The sequence below is a fragment of the Methylobacterium sp. TK26 genome, from assembly GCF_055361565.1.
The window spans coordinates 4,054,406-4,069,572 of sequence record NZ_CM143965.1 but is presented as its reverse complement, the minus strand read 5'-3'; the positions used below and the strand labels follow the sequence as shown (position 1 = coordinate 4,069,572).

Here is a 15,167-nt window from a genome sequence, read left to right as displayed (position 1 = left end):
TCGGCGGGCTGAATGGGCCGAACCGGCCGTTCAGGCAAGCACCCGGACGGCCTGCGCGGAGTGTTCCCGCCGCCGCTCGATGGAGCTGGGGATGCGCAGGGATTCCCGGTACTTGGCGACGGTGCGGCGGGCGATGTCGACGCCCTCGTCCCGCAGCTTCTGCACCAGCGCGTCGTCCGAGAGGACGTTGTCGGCGGTCTCGCCGTCCACGAGTTGCTTGATGCGGTGGCGCACCGCCTCGGAGGAATGGGCCGCCGCCCCCGCCGCGCCGGGGATGGCGGCGGTGAAGAAGTACTTCATCTCCAGCGTGCCCCGGCTGGTGCCGATGGCCTTGTTCGAGGTCACGCGCGAGACCGTCGATTCGTGCATGCCGATGGCCTCGGCCACCGTCTTCAGGTTGAGCGGCCGGAGATGGGCGACGCCGTGGGCGAAGAACCCGTCCTGCTGGCGCACGATCTCGGTGGCCACCTTCAGGATGGTGCGGGCCCGCTGTTCCAGGCTGCGGGTGAGCCAGTTGGCATTCTGCAACGCCTCGGAGAGGAAGGCCTTGTCGCCCTCGGCGCGGGCCGTGCGCGAGACGCGGGCATAGTAGCTCTGGTTCACGAGGACGCGGGGCAGCGCCTCGCTGTTGAGTTCCACGAGCCACGAGCCGTCCGGCGCGGCGCGGACGAACACGTCCGGCACCAGCACCTCCACCGCGCTCGACCCGAAAGCGCGGCCGGGCTTGGGATCGAGGCGGCGGATCTCCGCCAGCATGTCCACGAGGTCTTCGTCGTTCACGCCGCAGAGGCGCCGCAGCCCCGCGAAATCGCGCTTGGCCACGAGGTCGAGGCGCGAGACCAGGGCCTCCATCGCCGGATCGAAGCGGTCGTTCTCGCGCAGCTGGATGGCGAGGCATTCCGCGAGGTCGCGGGCGCCGACGCCGGCCGGGTCGAAGCTCTGCACGAGGGCGAGCACCTTCGTGACCAGGGCGGGCGAGGCGGCCAGCCGCTCGGCCACGGCCTCCACCGTCTCGCGGAGGTAGCCGGCCTCGTCCACGGCATCGATCAGGAAGCCGCCGATCAGGCGCTCGACGGGATCGCGGGTGGCGAGGTCGAGCTGCGCGGCCAAATGCTCGCGCAGGCTCACTTCCGAGGTCAGGGTCGCCTCGAAATCGGGCGCCTCGGCATCGAAGCTGCCGCCGGTGCTGCCGTAGGGCGCGGGCGTCAGGCTCAGCATGTCGCCCGCGTCCGATTCGCGGACCCTTGTCGGCGTCTCGTCCTGGAAGACGTTGTCGAGGCGGGCGTCGATGTCGCCTTCGATCTCGCCCCGGATCGGGTTCATCTCCGGCGCGAGCCACGAATCGGCCTCGCCGCCCTCGAACCCATCTTCGCCCGCCCCCTCGTCGGAGGGAGCCGGTGCCTCGGGCGCGTCCTGACCGGCCGGGTTCTCGGCCTCCGCGCGCTCCAGGAGCGGGTTGCGCTCCAGTTCCGCGTCCACGTAGGCGGCAAGGTCCAGATGCGAGAGCTGCAGGAGCTTGATCGCCTGCAGGAGCTGAGGCGTCATGACTAGGGCTTGGCCCTGTCTCACCTCCAGCCTTTGCAGCAGACTCATACCCAGCCCCGATTGCGCATTGTTCAGATTGTCCGAGCATGACAGCTCGGCACGGTTCTTGCTTGTTCGTTCTGCCCAATCTTTAGACCGAATGCCGCGGCGCGTCAAAGCCGGGCGTTCCGTTGTCCCGTGCAGAGATCGCGGCGAGGGCGTTCACTCTCGCGGCCCACGCTTAAGGAAGCTTTGAGCGGCATGAGGCCGGGACGGCATGCCTGCCGTCAAGTCTCTCAGCTTGTTGCCAAACCGCATCCGGTGTAAGACGCGGCCCATCCCGAGAGAATTCGTTCCGCGAAGGAGCCGTCAGGCATGGCGCGCGTCACCGTCGAAGATTGCATCGAAAAGGTCGAGAACCGCTTCGAGCTGGTCCTCCTGGCGAGCCATCGCGCCCGCCTTCTCGCCGCCGGCGCGCCGCTGACCGTGGACCGCGACCGCGACAAGAACCCGGTCGTCGCCCTGCGCGAGATCGGCGACGGCACCATCACCTCCGAGGATCTGAAGGAGCAGCTGATCCACTCGCTCCAGAAGTACGTCGAGGTGGACGAGCCGGAGGCCGAGGCTGTGCCGCTGCTGTCGAGCTCGCCGGCCGCCGCCGCCCACGCCCCGCAATCGTCGAGCGACGACGCCAGCGTGCAGTTCGACCGCATGAGCGAGGAAGACCTCCTGCGTGGCCTCGAAAACCTCGCCCCGCCGGTCGAGACCGACGAAGAGGCCGAGTGAGGCCGGCAGTCGGGGGCCGATTCGGCCCCCGGCGCGAAGAAAAAAGCGGTTGATGCGCCGATTGCGGCGCCTTGCCTCTGGTGTCGGCCGCCGCATTGCGGGAGACTTTCCCTGAAGCGGCGGCGCGTACAGCGTTCAGGAGGCACCGATTTCCCGGCGGATCATGCGCCAGTACGAACTCGTCGAGCGGGTCAAGCGCTACAATCCCGCCGCCGACGAGGATCTGCTCAACCGCGCCTACGTCTATGCGATGCAGGCCCACGGCACCCAGAAGCGGGCCTCGGGCGATCCCTTCTTCGCCCATCCCCTGGAAGTCGCCGCGATCCTCACGGATCTGCACCTCGACGACGCGACGATCATCGCCGCCGTCCTGCACGACACCGTCGAGGACACCGAGGCCACCCTCGATGAGATCCGCCGCCTGTTCGGCGACGAGATCGGCGCCCTGGTCGATGGGCTGACCAAGCTCAAGCGGCTCGACCTCGTCTCGAAGCAGGCCGCCCAGGGCGAGAACTTCCGCAAGCTGCTGCTGGCCGTCGCGGCGGATGTGCGCGTGCTCCTCGTGAAGCTCGCCGACCGCCTGCACAACATGCGCACCCTGGAGCACATGCGCGACGACAAGCGTCGCCGCATCGCCCAGGAAACGCTCGACATCTACGCGCCGCTCGCCGCCCGCATGGGCATGCAGGAGTTGCGCGAGGAGCTGGAAGACCTCGGCTTCCGCTTCCTCGAACCCGAGATCTACGCCACCATCACCGAGCGGCTGCTGCGGCTCACGGCCAAGTCCGGCCGGATGGTCGAGGACATCGAGAAGGTGCTCTCCGATAAACTTTCGGCGCGGGGCATCGAGGCCGAGGTCACGGGCCGGCAGAAGCGGCCCTATTCGATCTGGGCGAAGATGGAGCGCAAGTCGCTCGCCTTCGAGCAACTGTCGGACATCTTCGGCTTCCGGGTGATCGTGAACGCCCTGGACGATTGCTACGCGGCGCTCGGCGTCGTCCACACCAGCTGGCCGATGGTGCCGGGGCGCTACAAGGACTACATCTCGACCCCGAAGCAGAACGATTACCGCTCGATCCACACCACGGTGATCGGCCCGAAGAGCCAGCGCGTCGAACTGCAGATCCGCACCCAGGCGATGGACGACATCGCCGAATACGGCATCGCCGCCCACGCCCATTACAAGGATGTGAGCGGGCGCGACGCCATCGGCAGCGTCCATCCGAAGCTCGCCACCGAGAGCGGCGCCTACCAATGGCTGCGCCGTACCATCGAGCTGCTCGCGGAAGGCGACAGCCCCGAAGAGTTCCTGGAGCACACCAAGCTCGAACTCTTCCAGGATCAGGTCTTCTGCTTCACCCCGAAGGGCCGCCTGATCGCCCTGCCCCGGGGCGCGACGCCCATCGACTTCGCCTATGCCGTGCACACGGATGTCGGCAACTCGGCGGTGGGCGCGAAGATCAACGGCCGCATGGTGCCGCTGCTGCACGAACTCTCGAACGGCGACGAGGTGGAGATCAGCCGCTCGGACGGCGCCTCTCCCCCGGCCGCCTGGGAATCCCTCGTGGTGACGGGCAAGGCCCGCTCGGCCATTCGCCGGGCGACCCGCGCGGCGGTGCGGCGGCAATATGCCGGCCTCGGCAAGCAGATCCTCGAGCGGGCCTTCGAGCGCGCGGCCAAGAGCTTTTCCGAGGACAAGCTGCGCGGCGCCCTGCCCCGCCTGGCCCGGTCCACCACGGAGGACGTGTTCGCCGCCGTGGGGCGCGGCGAGATGTTCTCCGGCGACGTCGTGCGCGCGGTCTATCCCGACCACCGGGAGGAGCGCCGCCCCTCGGCCGGGCAGCCCGGCGCCACCGGCGCGGGGCGGCTCGTGCGCTCCCCCGACCAGACGATGCGCCTGACCTTCAACGGCAGCGGCGAGGCCTCGCCGGACGCGATCCCGATCCGGGGCCTCGCGGGCGACCTGCCCGTCACCTTCGCCCCCAACGGCGGCGCGGTGCCGGGGGACCGGATCGTCGGCATCCTCACGCCGGGCGTCGGCGTGACGGTCTACCCGATCCAGTCGGCAGCGCTCGCCGCCTTCGACAACGAGCCGGAGCGCTGGCTCGACGTGCGCTGGGATACGGAGGCGTCGAGCGGCGAGCGCTTCCCCGCCCGCCTGAGCCTGCAATCCATCAACGAGCCGGGCGTGTTCGCGCAGATCGCCCAGGTGATCGCGGACCATGACGGCAACATCGACAACATCTCGATGAAGCGCCGCACCCAGGACTTCACCGACATCACCCTCGACCTGTCGGTCTGGGATCTCCAACACCTGAACGCCATCGTGGCGGAGCTGCGCAGCAAACGCCCGGTGAGCAGCGTTCAGCGCGTCAACGGTTAAGTATTACCTGAGGCTGCCGAACCGTTCAGCGGAATAAGCCGTCGCGGGCTTGTCTTGACTTCGGCATGACGCTCCGTAATGCTTTAAACGCCACTATCGCATCACGATGTAGCATTGGTTCATTTTTAACTCAGTTTTGTGAAAGACGATTTTTAATGCACCAATAACGTTCACGCCTTTATGCCGTTCGATCGATTTCATCTATTAAGTACTTGGAAAGACATCTATGCCGTCAGAACAACGGAGTGCCATCTTTATCGATGGCGCCAACCTCTATGCGACGACCAAGGCCCTGGGCTTCGACATCGACTACAAGAAGCTCCTGAAGGATTTTCAGGCGCGCGAGAACCTGATTCGCGCCTTCTACTACACCGCGATGATCGAGGATCAGGAATATTCTTCGATCCGGCCGCTGGTCGATTGGCTCGACTATAATGGCTACCGCGTGGTGACGAAGCCGGTGCGGGAGTTCACGGATTCCGCCGGCCGCCGCCGCTTCAAGGGCAACATGGATATCGAGCTGGCGATCGACGCCCTCGAACTCGCCCCGCGCCTCGACCACATGGTGCTATTCTCGGGCGACGGCGATTTCCGCTCGCTGGTCGAGGCGATGCAGCGCCGGGGCGTGCGCGTCACGGTGATCTCAACGATCCAGACGCAGCCGGCAATGATCTCCGACGAGTTGCGGCGGCAGGCGGACGAGTTCGTGGACCTGTCGACCCTTGCCTCGCGGATCGGCCGCGAGCCCACCGAGCGCGCCCCGCGCCCCGCGGGCGAGACGCCGACCCGCCACCGCGCCGAATCGCGCCCGAACCTCGAAAACCGCTACGGCATCCGCCAGCCGGAGGACGACGCCTAGGCGGGTCTCAGGCCCGGCGGCCCGCCTCGAGCCACGCGACGACCTGCCGGGCGCTCTGGTCCGGCGGGAAGACCGGGTAGAACAGGTGCGTGACGATCCCGTCGTCGATCACCAGGGTGAGGCGCTTCAGCAGCGTCTCGCCGCCGGCTTCGAAGGTCGGCAGCCGGGCCGCCATCGCCAGAGCGCGGTGCGCGTCGGAGAGGAGCGCGAAGGGCAGGTGCAGCCGGCTGGCCGCCTCCGTCTGATACTCCCGCGTCTGCGTCGAGAGCCCGTAGACGTGATCGACGCCCAGTCCCTTCAACTCATCGAAATGGTCGCGGAAGTCGCAGGATTGCGGGGTGCAGCCCCGCGCGCCGGGGATCGCGTCCCAATCGGGGGTGAAGGCCGGCTTGTCCGGCTCGCCGGTGCGCGGATAGGCGTAGGCCACCGTGCGGCCCTTGAGCTTGGCCAGCGAGACCGTGCTCCCGTCCGTGGCGCGCAGGGCCACGTCGGGCAGGCGGGAGCCGCGCAAATGGGCGGCGGCGCCGTCATCCACCGGAACCGGCAGATCGTCCGGCAGGCTCGTCAGACTGGCGCTCATCCCGTGGCTCCCCGTCCTATCCCCTGTCGCGCAGGAGGCGGGCCTGATCCCGCTTCCAGTCGCGCTCCTTCACCGCCTCGCGCTTGTCGTGGGCCTGCTTGCCCTTACCGAGGCCGAGCTCGATCTTCGCCCGGCCGCGCTCGTTGAAGTAGATCTTGAGCGGGACGACCGTGTAGCCCTGCCGCTGGGTGGCGCCGATCAGCTTGTCGATCTGGCGGCGGTGCAGCAGCAGGCGGCGGGGCCGCTTGGTGTCGTGGTTGAAGCGGTTCGCTTCCAGATATTCCGGGATGTAGGCGTTGAAGAGCATCAGGTCGTTGCCGGAGGGGCCGGCATAGGCCTCTCCGATCGTCGCCTTGCCCCCGCGCAGGGATTTCACCTCGGTGCCGGTGAGCGAGATGCCGGCTTCGAGCGTGTCCTCGATGGAATAATGGAAGCGGGCGGCGCGGTTGTCGGCCACCACGCGCCGTCCGGGCTCCGTCTTCGGCGCCATGCGGGTCTGTCGTCCTTTTCTACGGGGTCAGCCTTCGAGGAGGCCGGCGTGGCGCAGGGCGTCGTCCACGATTCTGCGGGTCGCGTCCGAGACCGTCACGAGGGGCAGGCGGATCTCCTCGCCCATGTGGCCGAGCCGCGAGAGCGCGTACTTCACCGGGCCGGGATTGGCCTCCGCGAACAGGCCGCTCTGAAGCGGGAACAGCCGGTCCTGGATCGTCAGCGCCTTGGCGTAATCGCCGGAGAGCGAGGCCTCCTGCAGGTCGGCGCAGAGGCGCGGGGCGACGTTCGCCACCACGGAGATGCAGCCATGGCCGCCCTGAGCGTTGTAGCCGAGCGCGGTCGCATCTTCGCCTGAAAGCTGGACGAAGCTCTCGCCCATGGCCAGTCGCTGCTGACTGACGCGGTCGATCTTCGCGGTCGCGTCCTTCACGCCGACGATGTTCTTCAATTCGAAGAGGCGGGCCATCGTCTCGACGCTCATGTCGATGACGGACCTCGGCGGGATGTTGTAGATGATGATCGGAATTCCGACCGCATCGTTGATCGCCTTGAAGTGGGCGTAGAGTCCGCCTTGCGTCGGCTTGTTGTAATAGGGCGTCACCACGAGCACGGCGTCGGCGCCGGCCTTCTCGGCGTGCTGCGCCCGCTCGATGGCCTCGGCCGTCGAGTTCGAGCCCGCGCCGGCCACCACGGGCACGCGCCCGCCGGCCTCGTCGATGCAGGCCTCGACCACCCGGTCGTGCTCGGCATGGGTCAGGGTCGGGCTCTCGCCGGTCGTGCCGGTGGGCACGAGGCCGTGGCTGCCCTGCTCGATCTGCCAGCGCACGAACTTTCGGAAGGCCTGCTCGTCGAAGGCGCCATCGCGGAAGGGCGTCACCAGCGCGGTCATCGAGCCCCGCAGGCGGGCGGTCGTCTCGGTCATCTCAGGCGTCCCAGGGGAATCGTGCGGTCGTATCGCCGCCATTGTGCCGCGCTGTCGTTGCGCGAGCGCGCAGACATAGGGGTTCGTGCGCGCCTTCGCAAACGGATCCGGGACACGGTTAACGGGCTCTTAATCACTCGTTGCCCAGACTGTGTCCTTCACGCTGACGTTGCGGAGGGGTGAGGTCGTGATCCGAGCCATCGCCTGGAAGCGCCCGCACCTCACGCTCATCGCCCTCGCGGCGAGCGCCGGGGCGGCCCTGGCAAGCGCCAACGCGGCCTCGGCCGGCGCGTCCGGGGCGGAGACGCCCTTGCCCGCCGCCATCCATGCCCCGGATTCCGCCGAGGCCGCCCCCGAGGCGGCGCGCGCCGAGGAGGCCGAGCTCAAGCCCGCCGCCGCCTCGGCCTACGCCTCCGCCGACCCGGACGCGGCGATCACCTTCCCGCTGCCGGATGCGGGCCTCACCCCCGCCGCCCCGGTGCCGGAGGTGCCCGACCTCGCCAAGCCGAAGGCCTCCGGCGACACCGACCTGACCCTGCTGCGCGGGGCGATCGACCTCTACCGCAAGGGCAAGGTCTCCGACGCCGACCGGATGGCCGAGGGCTTCACCGATCCCGCCGCCCGCGCCCTGCTGCAATGGGTGGCGATCCGCGCCGGGGCCGGCATCGGCTTCGAGCGCACGGTGGCCTTCACCCGCGCCAACCCGGATTGGCCGGGCGGCCCGCTCCTGCGCCGCCGGGCGGAGGAGACGCTGCTCAGCGAGCGCAAGGCGCCCGCCACGGTGCGGGCCTTCTTCGCCACCGCCAAGCCGTCGAGCGCGCCGGGCAAGTTCGCCCTGGCGCTGGCCCTGCGGGCGGACGGGCTCGAAGCCGACGCCGCCGACCTCGTGCGCGACCTGTGGCGCACGGAGAGCTTCGGCCGCAGCCTGGAGGCCAAGGTGCAGGACGCCTTCCCCGGCTTGCTCACCCGCCAGGACCATCGCTACCGGATGGAGCGGGCGCTCCTGAAGGAGGATTGGGAGAGCGCGGGCCGCGCGGCGGGCTATGCCGGCGGCGGCTACGCGAGCCTCGTGCGCGCCCGACGGGCCGTGGAGGACAAGAGTTCAGGCGCCGCCTCGGCGCTGGCGGCGGTGCCGCCCTCGCTGCGCAACGATGCCTCGTACATCTTCTCGCGGGCGCAATTCTTCCGCCGGTCCGACAAGACCGTGGAAGCCGCCGCCGTGCTCGCCACCGCGCCGACCAACCCGGACGTGCTGGTCGATGGCGACGAATGGTGGGTCGAGCGCCGGATCGTGGCGCGCAAGCTCCTCGATGGCGGCGACGCCAAGACCGCCTACGCGGTGGTGAGCGGCCATGCCGCGCGCTCGCCCGAGAAGAAGATCGAGGCCGAGTTCCATGCCGGCTGGATCGCCCTGCGCTTCCTCTCCGATCCCGAGAAGGCCGGGCAGCATTTCGCGCAGGTCGCGGCCCTCGCCGAGGGGCCGAACTCCCTGGCGCGGGGGGCCTATTGGCAGGCCCGCGCCGCCGAGGCCCTGGGCCGGGCCGACGAGGCGAAGCGCTTCTACGAGAAGGCGGCGGCGCAGCCCATCGCCTATTACGGGCAGGTGGCCCGCGCCAAGCTCGGGCAGACGAGCCTGCCGCTGCGCGCCGTGCCGGCGCTCGACGGTGCCGAGCGGGAGGCCTTCGACAACCGCCTGTCCGTGCGCGCCCTGCGCCTGCTCGAACAGGCGGGGCTGCAGGACCTCGCGCTGCCCCTCTACATCGATGCGACCCGCGCCCTGACCGATGCGGGCGAGGTGCAGGCGCTGGGCGACGTCGCCACCGAGGCCAAGGACGCCCGCGCCCTGGTGGCGGTGGGCAAGCTCGCCCTGCACCGGGGTCTGCCGCTCGACGCCCACGCCTTCCCGACCATCGGCATCCCGACCTACGAGACCTTCACCGCCGTGCCGCAGGTGGAACGGGCCATGGTCTATGCCATCGCCCGCCAGGAGAGCCAGTTCGACGCGCGGGCGCGCTCCGGCGTCGGGGCGCGGGGGCTGATGCAGATGATGCCGGCCACCGCCATGCGTACGGCCAAGCGCGTCTCCACCGCCTTCGACCCGGACCGCCTGACCAGCGACCCCGCCTTCTGCGCGAAGCTCGGCCAAGCGCATCTCGGCGAGTTGATGGAGGATTGGCGCGGCTCCTACGTCCTCGCCTTCGCCTCGTACAATGCCGGCGGCGGCAACGTGAAGAAGTGGATCGACGCCTACGGCGACCCGCGCAAGGGCGAGGTCGACGTGATCGACTGGGTGGAGCGCATCCCGTTCACCGAGACGCGCAACTACGTCCAGCGGGTGATGGAGAACCTTCAGGTCTACCGCAGCCGCCTCGACAGCCGCAGCGCGCTGCTCATCGAGGGAGACCTGCACCGGGGGGCGAAGTAGCGACCGCTACCGCGTCCGCCCCTCCTTCGTCAGCAAAAACACCCCCTGCGCGCCGAACAGGTTCCAGATCCACCACGGCAGGGCGAAGCGCATGGCCCGCCCCCGCGAATCGAGGGCCGCCGCCGTCTCGATCCTGGCGCCGAGCAGCCGGCACAGGAACACGAAGTCGCGGATCGTGCAGTGGTGGATGTTGGCGGTCTCGTACCACGCATCCGGCATCAGGTCGGTCACGGGCATCCGCCCGCGCAGGGCGAGTTCGGTGCGCACCCGCCAATGCCCGAAATTCGGGAAGGAGATGATGACGTGCCGCCCGATGCGCAGCAGGTGCTCCAGCACCTCGCGCGGCTGGCGCGTCGCCTGGATGGTCTGCGACATCACCACCACGTCGAACGCCCCGTCGGGATAGTTCGCGAGGTCGGTGTCGGCGTCGCCCTGGATCACCGGCAGGCCCCGGGCGAGGCAGGCGTTCACCCCCTCGCGGGACAGTTCGATGCCGCGCCCGTCGATGCCGCTGCGGTCGCGCAGCAGGGCCAGCAGCGCGCCGTCGCCGCAGCCGATGTCGAGGACGCGGGCCCCGGCCGGCACGAGATCGAGCATCAGCAGGTGATCGACGCGGGCGCCGGTATTCTCCCGGGGCAGCGCCTCGGTCGCCTCCCAGGGGCGGGTATGGGGGGCTGCGCCGCTCACAGGCCGCGCGCCCTGGCCGCCGCGTCGATGAAGCCCCGCGCGGCGGCGAACATCGCCGGCTCGTCGAGGAGGAAGGCGTCGTGGCCCTTGTCGGTCTCGACCTCCACGAAGGCGACCGGCGCGGCCGCCGCGTTGAGGGCGTGGACGATGACCCGCGAATCGGCCGTGGGGAACAGCCAGTCCGAGGTGAAGGAGATCACGCAGAAGCGTGTCGTCGTGCCCCGGAAGGCGTTGGCGAGCACGCCGCCATGGTCCGCCGCGAGGTCGAAATAGTCCATCGCGCGGGTCAGGTAGAGGTAGGCGTTGGCATCGAACCGCTCCACGAAGCTCAGGCCCTGGTGGCGCAGGTAGCTCTCGATCTGGAAGTCGGCGTTGAACGAAAAGGTCGGCGCCGAGCCGCCCTGGAAGCGGCGGCCGAACTTCCGGTGGAGCGCGGGCTCCGACAGGTAGGTGATGTGCGCGCCCATCCGCGCCACGCCGAGCCCCTTGGCGGGGCGCGTGCCCTCTTCGAGGTAGCGCCCGTCCGCCCAGGCGGGGTCGGCCATGATCGCCTGCCGCCCGACCTCGTGGAAGGCGATATTCTGCGCGGAATGCCGGGCGCCCGTGGCGATGGGCATCGCGGCGAAGACGCGCTCGGGGTAGAGCGCCGCCCATTGCAGCACCTGCATCCCGCCCATCGAGCCGCCGATGCACAGGAACAGGCTGTCGATGCCGAGATGGTCGAGCAGCATCGCCTGCGCCCGGACCATGTCGCGGATCGTCATCAGCGGAAAGTCGAGCCCGTAGGGGCGGCCGGTCTCGGGATTGGTCGAGGCCGGCCCGGTCGTGCCCATGCAGGAGCCGATGACGTTCGAGCAGACGACGAAGTAGCGGTCGGTGTCCACCGGCTTGCCGGGGCCGACCAGCGTCTCCCACCAGCCGGGCTTGCCGGTGAGCGGGTGGGTGTGCGCGAAATGCTGGTCGCCCGTCAGCGCGTGGCAGATCAGCACCGCGTTCGAGCGGTCGGCGTTGAGGGTGCCCGCCGTCTGGTAGGCGATCTGGAAGGGCGCGAGGCGCACCCCCGCATCCGTCAGGAGCGGCCTGTCGGGTCCGAAGCGCGCCACGGGGCTCTTCGGATCGAGGGATTGCGACGGCTCCGCGACGAGCGCGCCATTCCGTTCGGGGGCGTCGGGCCGGGGGGCCGTATCCAGTCGGGTATCCATGTCCGGGTCTTCGGCGGCACCGCCGGCTACAAAACGCCCTACGGCACGAAGCCGGAGGTAATGGCCCGCCCCGGCAGCGTCAACGCGGTTCGGCCGCCCTCCCCCGCCGGTTCAGCGGATGGCGACGGCGCAGGCGACGAAGACGAGGCCCGCCCCCGCCGCCGTAATGAAACCATTGGAGATCGAACCCGTATCCCCCCGGCGCAGCCGTAACTCAGCCGCCACCGAGACCAGGATTCCGAGCACGAAGAGCGCGCAGGGAAGAAGATCGTCCAGCATTGTCGGCCAACCCCGGTCGTTCCCGCCGCCTTTAGGACGGCCGGGTAAAGGGCATTACGGAATAACAACAGGCCGGATGATGGCCGGTGCCCCGCGACATTTGTTCCGGGTTCGGATCGGACGGAAGTAAAGCGCCGCCGGCCCGGCGCAGGGAGCGGTCGCGCCGGATGCATGGCGAGGAACCGGCCCAGCTTCACCGTCCGGCGAAATGCTGTACAGGGACCGCATCGTCGCATCAGAACCGCCGACCGGCCTCGCCCATGTCCTCCGCCAGCACGCCCGCCCCCTCCCGCCCGGAACCGCGCCCCGGCGTCCTCGCGGTCGACCTCTACGTCCCCGGCAAGAGCGGGCGTCCGGGTCCGGGCAAGGTCCACAAGCTGTCCTCGAATGAGACGCCGCTCGGGGCGAGCCCGGCGGCCATCGCCGCCCTGCACGAGGCGACCGCCAAGCTGGAGACCTACCCCGACGGGCGTGCGACCCATTTGCGCACGGCCATCGCGAGGAAGTTCGGCGTCGATCCCGAGCGGATCGTCTGCGGCGCGGGCTCGGACGAGCTACTGTCGCTGCTGGCCTACGCCTATTGCGGCCCCGGCGCCGAGGGCATCTACTCGGAGCACGGCTTCCTCGTGTACCGGATCGCGATCCTGGCGTCGGGCGGCACCCCCGTCGTCGCGCCGGAGCGCGACCTGACGACGGATGTGGACGCCATCCTCGCCCGCGTGACCGAGCACACGCGGATCGTCTACGTGACGAACCCCAACAACCCGACCGGCACCTACCTGCCGTTCAGCGAGATCCGCCGGCTCCACGCCGCGCTGCCCGCGCATGTGCTCCTCGTCATCGACGGGGCCTACGCCGAATACGTGCGGGCGAACGACTACACGGCCGGGCTCGAACTCGCGCTCGAAGCCGAGAACGTCGTGATGACGCGGACCTTCTCGAAGATCTACGGCCTCGCCGCCGTGCGGATCGGCTGGATGCTCGCCCCCGCCCATGTCGCCGACGCGGTGAACCGCATCCGGGGTCCGTTCAACGTCTCGGGTCCCGCCATCGCGGCGGGCACGGCCGCCATCGCCGACGAGGCGCACATGGCGGCGGCCGCTGCGCACAACGCCGAGTGGCTGCCCCGGCTCATCGACGGGGCGCGGGCGCTCGGCCTCACCGTGACGCCGAGCGTGGCGAACTTCGTGCTGATCCACTTCCCCGACGAGCCGGGCCGCTCGGCGGAGGACGCGGATGCGTTCCTCACCGAGCGCGGGCTCATCACCCGCCGCGTCACGGCCTACGGCCTGCCCAACGCCCTGAGGGTGACGGTGGCGGGCGCCGAGGCCAACACCGCCTTCCTCGCGGCGCTCGGCGAGTTCGTGCGGGGCGCCCGTGCCTGAGACCCCGCCCGCCCCGCCGCCCTTCGACCGGATCGCCATCGTCGGCCTCGGGCTGATCGGCTCCTCCATCGCGCGCGCCGCCCGGCGCTACGGGCTCGCGCGGGAGATCGTCGCCGTCGATGCCGACGCGGCCGTGCGCGAGCGGGTACGCGAACTCGCCATCGCCGACGCCGTGACCGGCGACCCCGCCGAGGGCGCGCGAGGGACCGACCTCGTGGTGCTCTGCGTGCCGGTGGGCACCATGGGCCCCGTCGCCGAGGCGATGGCCCAGCATCTGAAGCCCGGCGCCGTCGTCTCCGACGTCGGCTCCGTGAAGGGCTCGGTGGTGGCCGCGATCCAGCCGCACCTGCCCGAGGGCGTCCATCTGGTGCCCGGCCACCCCATCGCCGGCACGGAATATTCAGGGCCGGATGCCGGCTTCTCGACCCTGTTCGCCGGGCGCTGGTGCATCCTCACCCCGCCGGAGGGCACGCCGGACGAGGCGGCCGCGCGCGTCCGCGCCCTGTGGGAGGGCATGGGGGCGCTGGTCGAGACGATGAGCCCCGAGCACCACGACCTCGTGCTCGCCATCACCAGCCACGTGCCGCATCTGATCGCCTACAACATCGTCGGCACCGCCGCCGACCTGGAGGCGGTGACGCAATCCGAGGTGATCAAGTTCTCGGCCAGCGGCTTTCGCGATTTCACCCGCATCGCCGCCTCCGACCCGACGATGTGGCGCGACATCTTCCTGAACAACCGCGACGCGGTGCTGGAAATGCTCGGCCGCTTCAACGAAGACCTCGCGGCGCTCGCCAAGGCGGTGCGCTGGGGCGACGGTGACGCCCTGCACGCGATGTTCACCCGCACCCGCGCCATCCGCCGCAGCATCGTCGCGCTGGGCCAGGATACGGCGGCCCCGGATTTCGGACGGCCTCGCTCGGCGGAGGGTGGAGCCTGAGACCTCACCCTTGCTCAAACTACGTGACCTACCTAACCTAGGTAGATCATGGGAGCCCAGGATGAAGCGCTATTCCTTTTCCGACATGAACCGGCTTTCGGGCGAGATCCTCGAAACCGCCCTGTCCGAGCCGGTCGCCTTGACCAAGTACGGCAAGGAGCGACTCGTGATCATTCCCGCCGACCGTTATCGCGCCTTGGCCGGCGGCTCGCGGCAAACGGCGTTCACCCTGGAGGACGCACCCGACCAGATCCATGACGAGCTCATGGACGGCCTGGACGCCCTCCTCGGGGACGAGCCTCGGAATGCTTAAGCCGGGCGACCTGATCCGGTACGGTTATCTCTGGGCCCGCGAAGCGGCACGGGGCGAAGAGACGGGCCGGAAGTTTCGCCCTGCCTGCATCGTGGTGCGCACGCCCTCGCAACCGTCGAGCCTCTTCGTCTTTCCGCTGACCTCGCAGCGACCGGGCGAGGACAGGGCCTATCTGGCCGTCACGGAGATCGAATGTCGGCGCGGCGGCCTCGACACTCCGTCGTTCCTGATCCTCGATGAGTATAATCGCTTCCTCGAGTCGGACGCGTTCGACCTCGAAGCGCCGGAGCCGATCGGCGCATTCAGCACCAGCTTCATGCGCAAGATCGCCCTGACCCTGAAGGACGTCGCTCGCGCACGGCGCCTGCGGGCGGTGACGCGGCGCTGAGG

General features: G+C 69.5%; 15 protein-coding genes. 8 read left to right on the top strand and 7 right to left on the bottom strand.

All coding sequences use genetic code 11. The features are described 5' to 3' along the window. Positions 1–30: 30 nt before the first annotated feature. Complete coding sequence (gene rpoN, locus ACXJ1Y_RS19840) at positions 31–1,593, bottom strand: RNA polymerase factor sigma-54 (RefSeq protein WP_463847809.1); 1,563 nt, start codon at positions 1,591–1,593, stop codon at positions 31–33. Positions 1,594–1,899: 306 nt separating this feature from the next. Between rpoN and rpoZ the strand changes: the two genes are divergently transcribed. From rpoZ to ACXJ1Y_RS19825, 3 genes are all read left to right on the top strand, one after another. Continuing rightward, a complete protein-coding gene (gene rpoZ, locus ACXJ1Y_RS19835; RefSeq protein ID WP_463847808.1) occupies positions 1,900–2,310 on the top strand; it encodes a DNA-directed RNA polymerase subunit omega in 411 nt (136 codons plus the stop codon). Positions 2,311–2,470: 160 nt separating this feature from the next. Beyond that, positions 2,471–4,693 carry a RelA/SpoT family protein gene (locus ACXJ1Y_RS19830; protein WP_342162882.1) on the top strand — a complete coding sequence of 741 codons (2,223 nt, stop codon included), beginning with the start codon at positions 2,471–2,473 and terminating at the stop codon, positions 4,691–4,693. A 226-nt stretch (positions 4,694–4,919) separates the two neighbouring features. Then, positions 4,920–5,552 carry a LabA-like NYN domain-containing protein gene (locus tag ACXJ1Y_RS19825; RefSeq protein ID WP_463847807.1) on the top strand — a complete coding sequence of 211 codons (633 nt, stop codon included), beginning with the start codon at positions 4,920–4,922 and terminating at the stop codon, positions 5,550–5,552. A 7-nt stretch (positions 5,553–5,559) separates the two neighbouring features. Here ACXJ1Y_RS19825 and ACXJ1Y_RS19820 read toward each other — a convergent pair whose 3' ends face one another. The 3 genes from ACXJ1Y_RS19820 to dapA are packed head-to-tail and all read right to left on the bottom strand — an operon-like array spanning position 5,560 to position 7,546. Continuing rightward, the gene (locus tag ACXJ1Y_RS19820) at positions 5,560–6,132 is read right to left on the bottom strand and encodes a peroxiredoxin (RefSeq protein WP_463847806.1); all 573 of its coding nucleotides are present in this window, start codon (positions 6,130–6,132) and stop codon (positions 5,560–5,562) included. Between the two features lie 16 nt (positions 6,133–6,148). Next, positions 6,149–6,622, bottom strand: coding sequence for an SsrA-binding protein SmpB (gene smpB, locus ACXJ1Y_RS19815; RefSeq protein WP_463847805.1), 474 nt, complete (start codon positions 6,620–6,622; stop codon positions 6,149–6,151). A gap of 27 nt (positions 6,623–6,649) precedes the next feature. Continuing rightward, positions 6,650–7,546 (bottom strand): 4-hydroxy-tetrahydrodipicolinate synthase, encoded by an 897-nt coding sequence (gene dapA / locus ACXJ1Y_RS19810; RefSeq protein WP_243958836.1) that lies wholly within the window; start codon positions 7,544–7,546, stop codon positions 6,650–6,652. Positions 7,547–7,733: 187 nt separating this feature from the next. Here dapA and ACXJ1Y_RS19805 point away from each other — a divergent pair, with 187 nt between their 5' ends. Then, entirely contained in the window at positions 7,734–9,971 is a 2,238-nt protein-coding gene (locus ACXJ1Y_RS19805) for a lytic transglycosylase domain-containing protein (protein WP_463847804.1), read from the top strand. 6 nt (positions 9,972–9,977) lie between these two features. On the opposite strand, the gene metW is transcribed toward ACXJ1Y_RS19805, so the two are convergent. The 3 genes from metW to ACXJ1Y_RS19790 all read right to left on the bottom strand — a co-directional run bounded on the left by metW (position 9,978) and on the right by ACXJ1Y_RS19790 (position 12,139). Continuing rightward, entirely contained in the window at positions 9,978–10,658 is a 681-nt protein-coding gene (gene metW, locus ACXJ1Y_RS19800) for a methionine biosynthesis protein MetW (protein ID WP_463847803.1), read from the bottom strand. Then, positions 10,655–11,860: a homoserine O-acetyltransferase MetX gene (gene metX / locus ACXJ1Y_RS19795; RefSeq protein ID WP_463847802.1), complete on the bottom strand. Its 1,206-nt coding sequence runs from the start codon at positions 11,858–11,860 to the stop codon at positions 10,655–10,657. The genes metW and metX overlap by 4 nt, the downstream gene beginning before the upstream one ends. Positions 11,861–11,971: 111 nt before the next feature. Beyond that, positions 11,972–12,139, bottom strand: a complete 168-nt coding sequence (locus ACXJ1Y_RS19790; protein WP_463847801.1) for a hypothetical protein — start codon at positions 12,137–12,139, stop codon at positions 11,972–11,974. Positions 12,140–12,399: 260 nt separating this feature from the next. On the opposite strand from ACXJ1Y_RS19790, the gene ACXJ1Y_RS19785 reads away from it, so the two are divergent. The 4 genes from ACXJ1Y_RS19785 (at position 12,400) to ACXJ1Y_RS19770 (ending at position 15,165) form a co-directional block, all read left to right on the top strand. Next, a complete protein-coding gene (locus ACXJ1Y_RS19785; protein ID WP_463847800.1) occupies positions 12,400–13,524 on the top strand; it encodes a pyridoxal phosphate-dependent aminotransferase in 1,125 nt (374 codons plus the stop codon). Then, on the top strand, positions 13,517–14,464 hold the full coding sequence (locus tag ACXJ1Y_RS19780; protein ID WP_463847799.1) for a prephenate/arogenate dehydrogenase family protein: 948 nt from the start codon (positions 13,517–13,519) through the stop codon (positions 14,462–14,464). The genes ACXJ1Y_RS19785 and ACXJ1Y_RS19780 overlap by 8 nt, the downstream gene beginning before the upstream one ends. Positions 14,465–14,525: 61 nt before the next feature. After that, complete coding sequence (locus ACXJ1Y_RS19775; protein ID WP_463847798.1) at positions 14,526–14,777, top strand: prevent-host-death protein; 252 nt, start codon at positions 14,526–14,528, stop codon at positions 14,775–14,777. Next, positions 14,770–15,165 (top strand): hypothetical protein, encoded by a 396-nt coding sequence (locus tag ACXJ1Y_RS19770; RefSeq protein WP_463850183.1) that lies wholly within the window; start codon positions 14,770–14,772, stop codon positions 15,163–15,165. Before ACXJ1Y_RS19775 ends, ACXJ1Y_RS19770 begins: the two co-directional genes overlap by 8 nt. Positions 15,166–15,167 lie beyond the last annotated feature (2 nt).

What these genes read in the sequence shown, in the direction of transcription:
- rpoN (WP_463847809.1), bottom strand. Translation starts at nt 1,593, where the DNA reads ATGAGTCTGCTGCAAAGGCTGGAGGTGAGACAGGGCCAAGCCCTAGTC.
- rpoZ (WP_463847808.1), top strand. Translation starts at nt 1,900, where the DNA reads ATGGCGCGCGTCACCGTCGAAGATTGCATCGAAAAGGTCGAGAACCGC.
- ACXJ1Y_RS19825 (WP_463847807.1), top strand. Translation starts at nt 4,920, where the DNA reads ATGCCGTCAGAACAACGGAGTGCCATCTTTATCGATGGCGCCAACCTC.
- ACXJ1Y_RS19820 (WP_463847806.1), bottom strand. Translation starts at nt 6,132, where the DNA reads ATGAGCGCCAGTCTGACGAGCCTGCCGGACGATCTGCCGGTTCCGGTG.
- smpB (WP_463847805.1), bottom strand. Translation starts at nt 6,622, where the DNA reads ATGGCGCCGAAGACGGAGCCCGGACGGCGCGTGGTGGCCGACAACCGC.
- dapA (WP_243958836.1), bottom strand. Translation starts at nt 7,546, where the DNA reads ATGACCGAGACGACCGCCCGCCTGCGGGGCTCGATGACCGCGCTGGTG.
- metX (WP_463847802.1), bottom strand. Translation starts at nt 11,860, where the DNA reads ATGGATACCCGACTGGATACGGCCCCCCGGCCCGACGCCCCCGAACGG.
- ACXJ1Y_RS19790 (WP_463847801.1), bottom strand. Translation starts at nt 12,139, where the DNA reads ATGCTGGACGATCTTCTTCCCTGCGCGCTCTTCGTGCTCGGAATCCTG.
- ACXJ1Y_RS19785 (WP_463847800.1), top strand. Translation starts at nt 12,400, where the DNA reads ATGTCCTCCGCCAGCACGCCCGCCCCCTCCCGCCCGGAACCGCGCCCC.
- ACXJ1Y_RS19775 (WP_463847798.1), top strand. Translation starts at nt 14,526, where the DNA reads ATGAAGCGCTATTCCTTTTCCGACATGAACCGGCTTTCGGGCGAGATC.
- ACXJ1Y_RS19770 (WP_463850183.1), top strand. Translation starts at nt 14,770, where the DNA reads ATGCTTAAGCCGGGCGACCTGATCCGGTACGGTTATCTCTGGGCCCGC.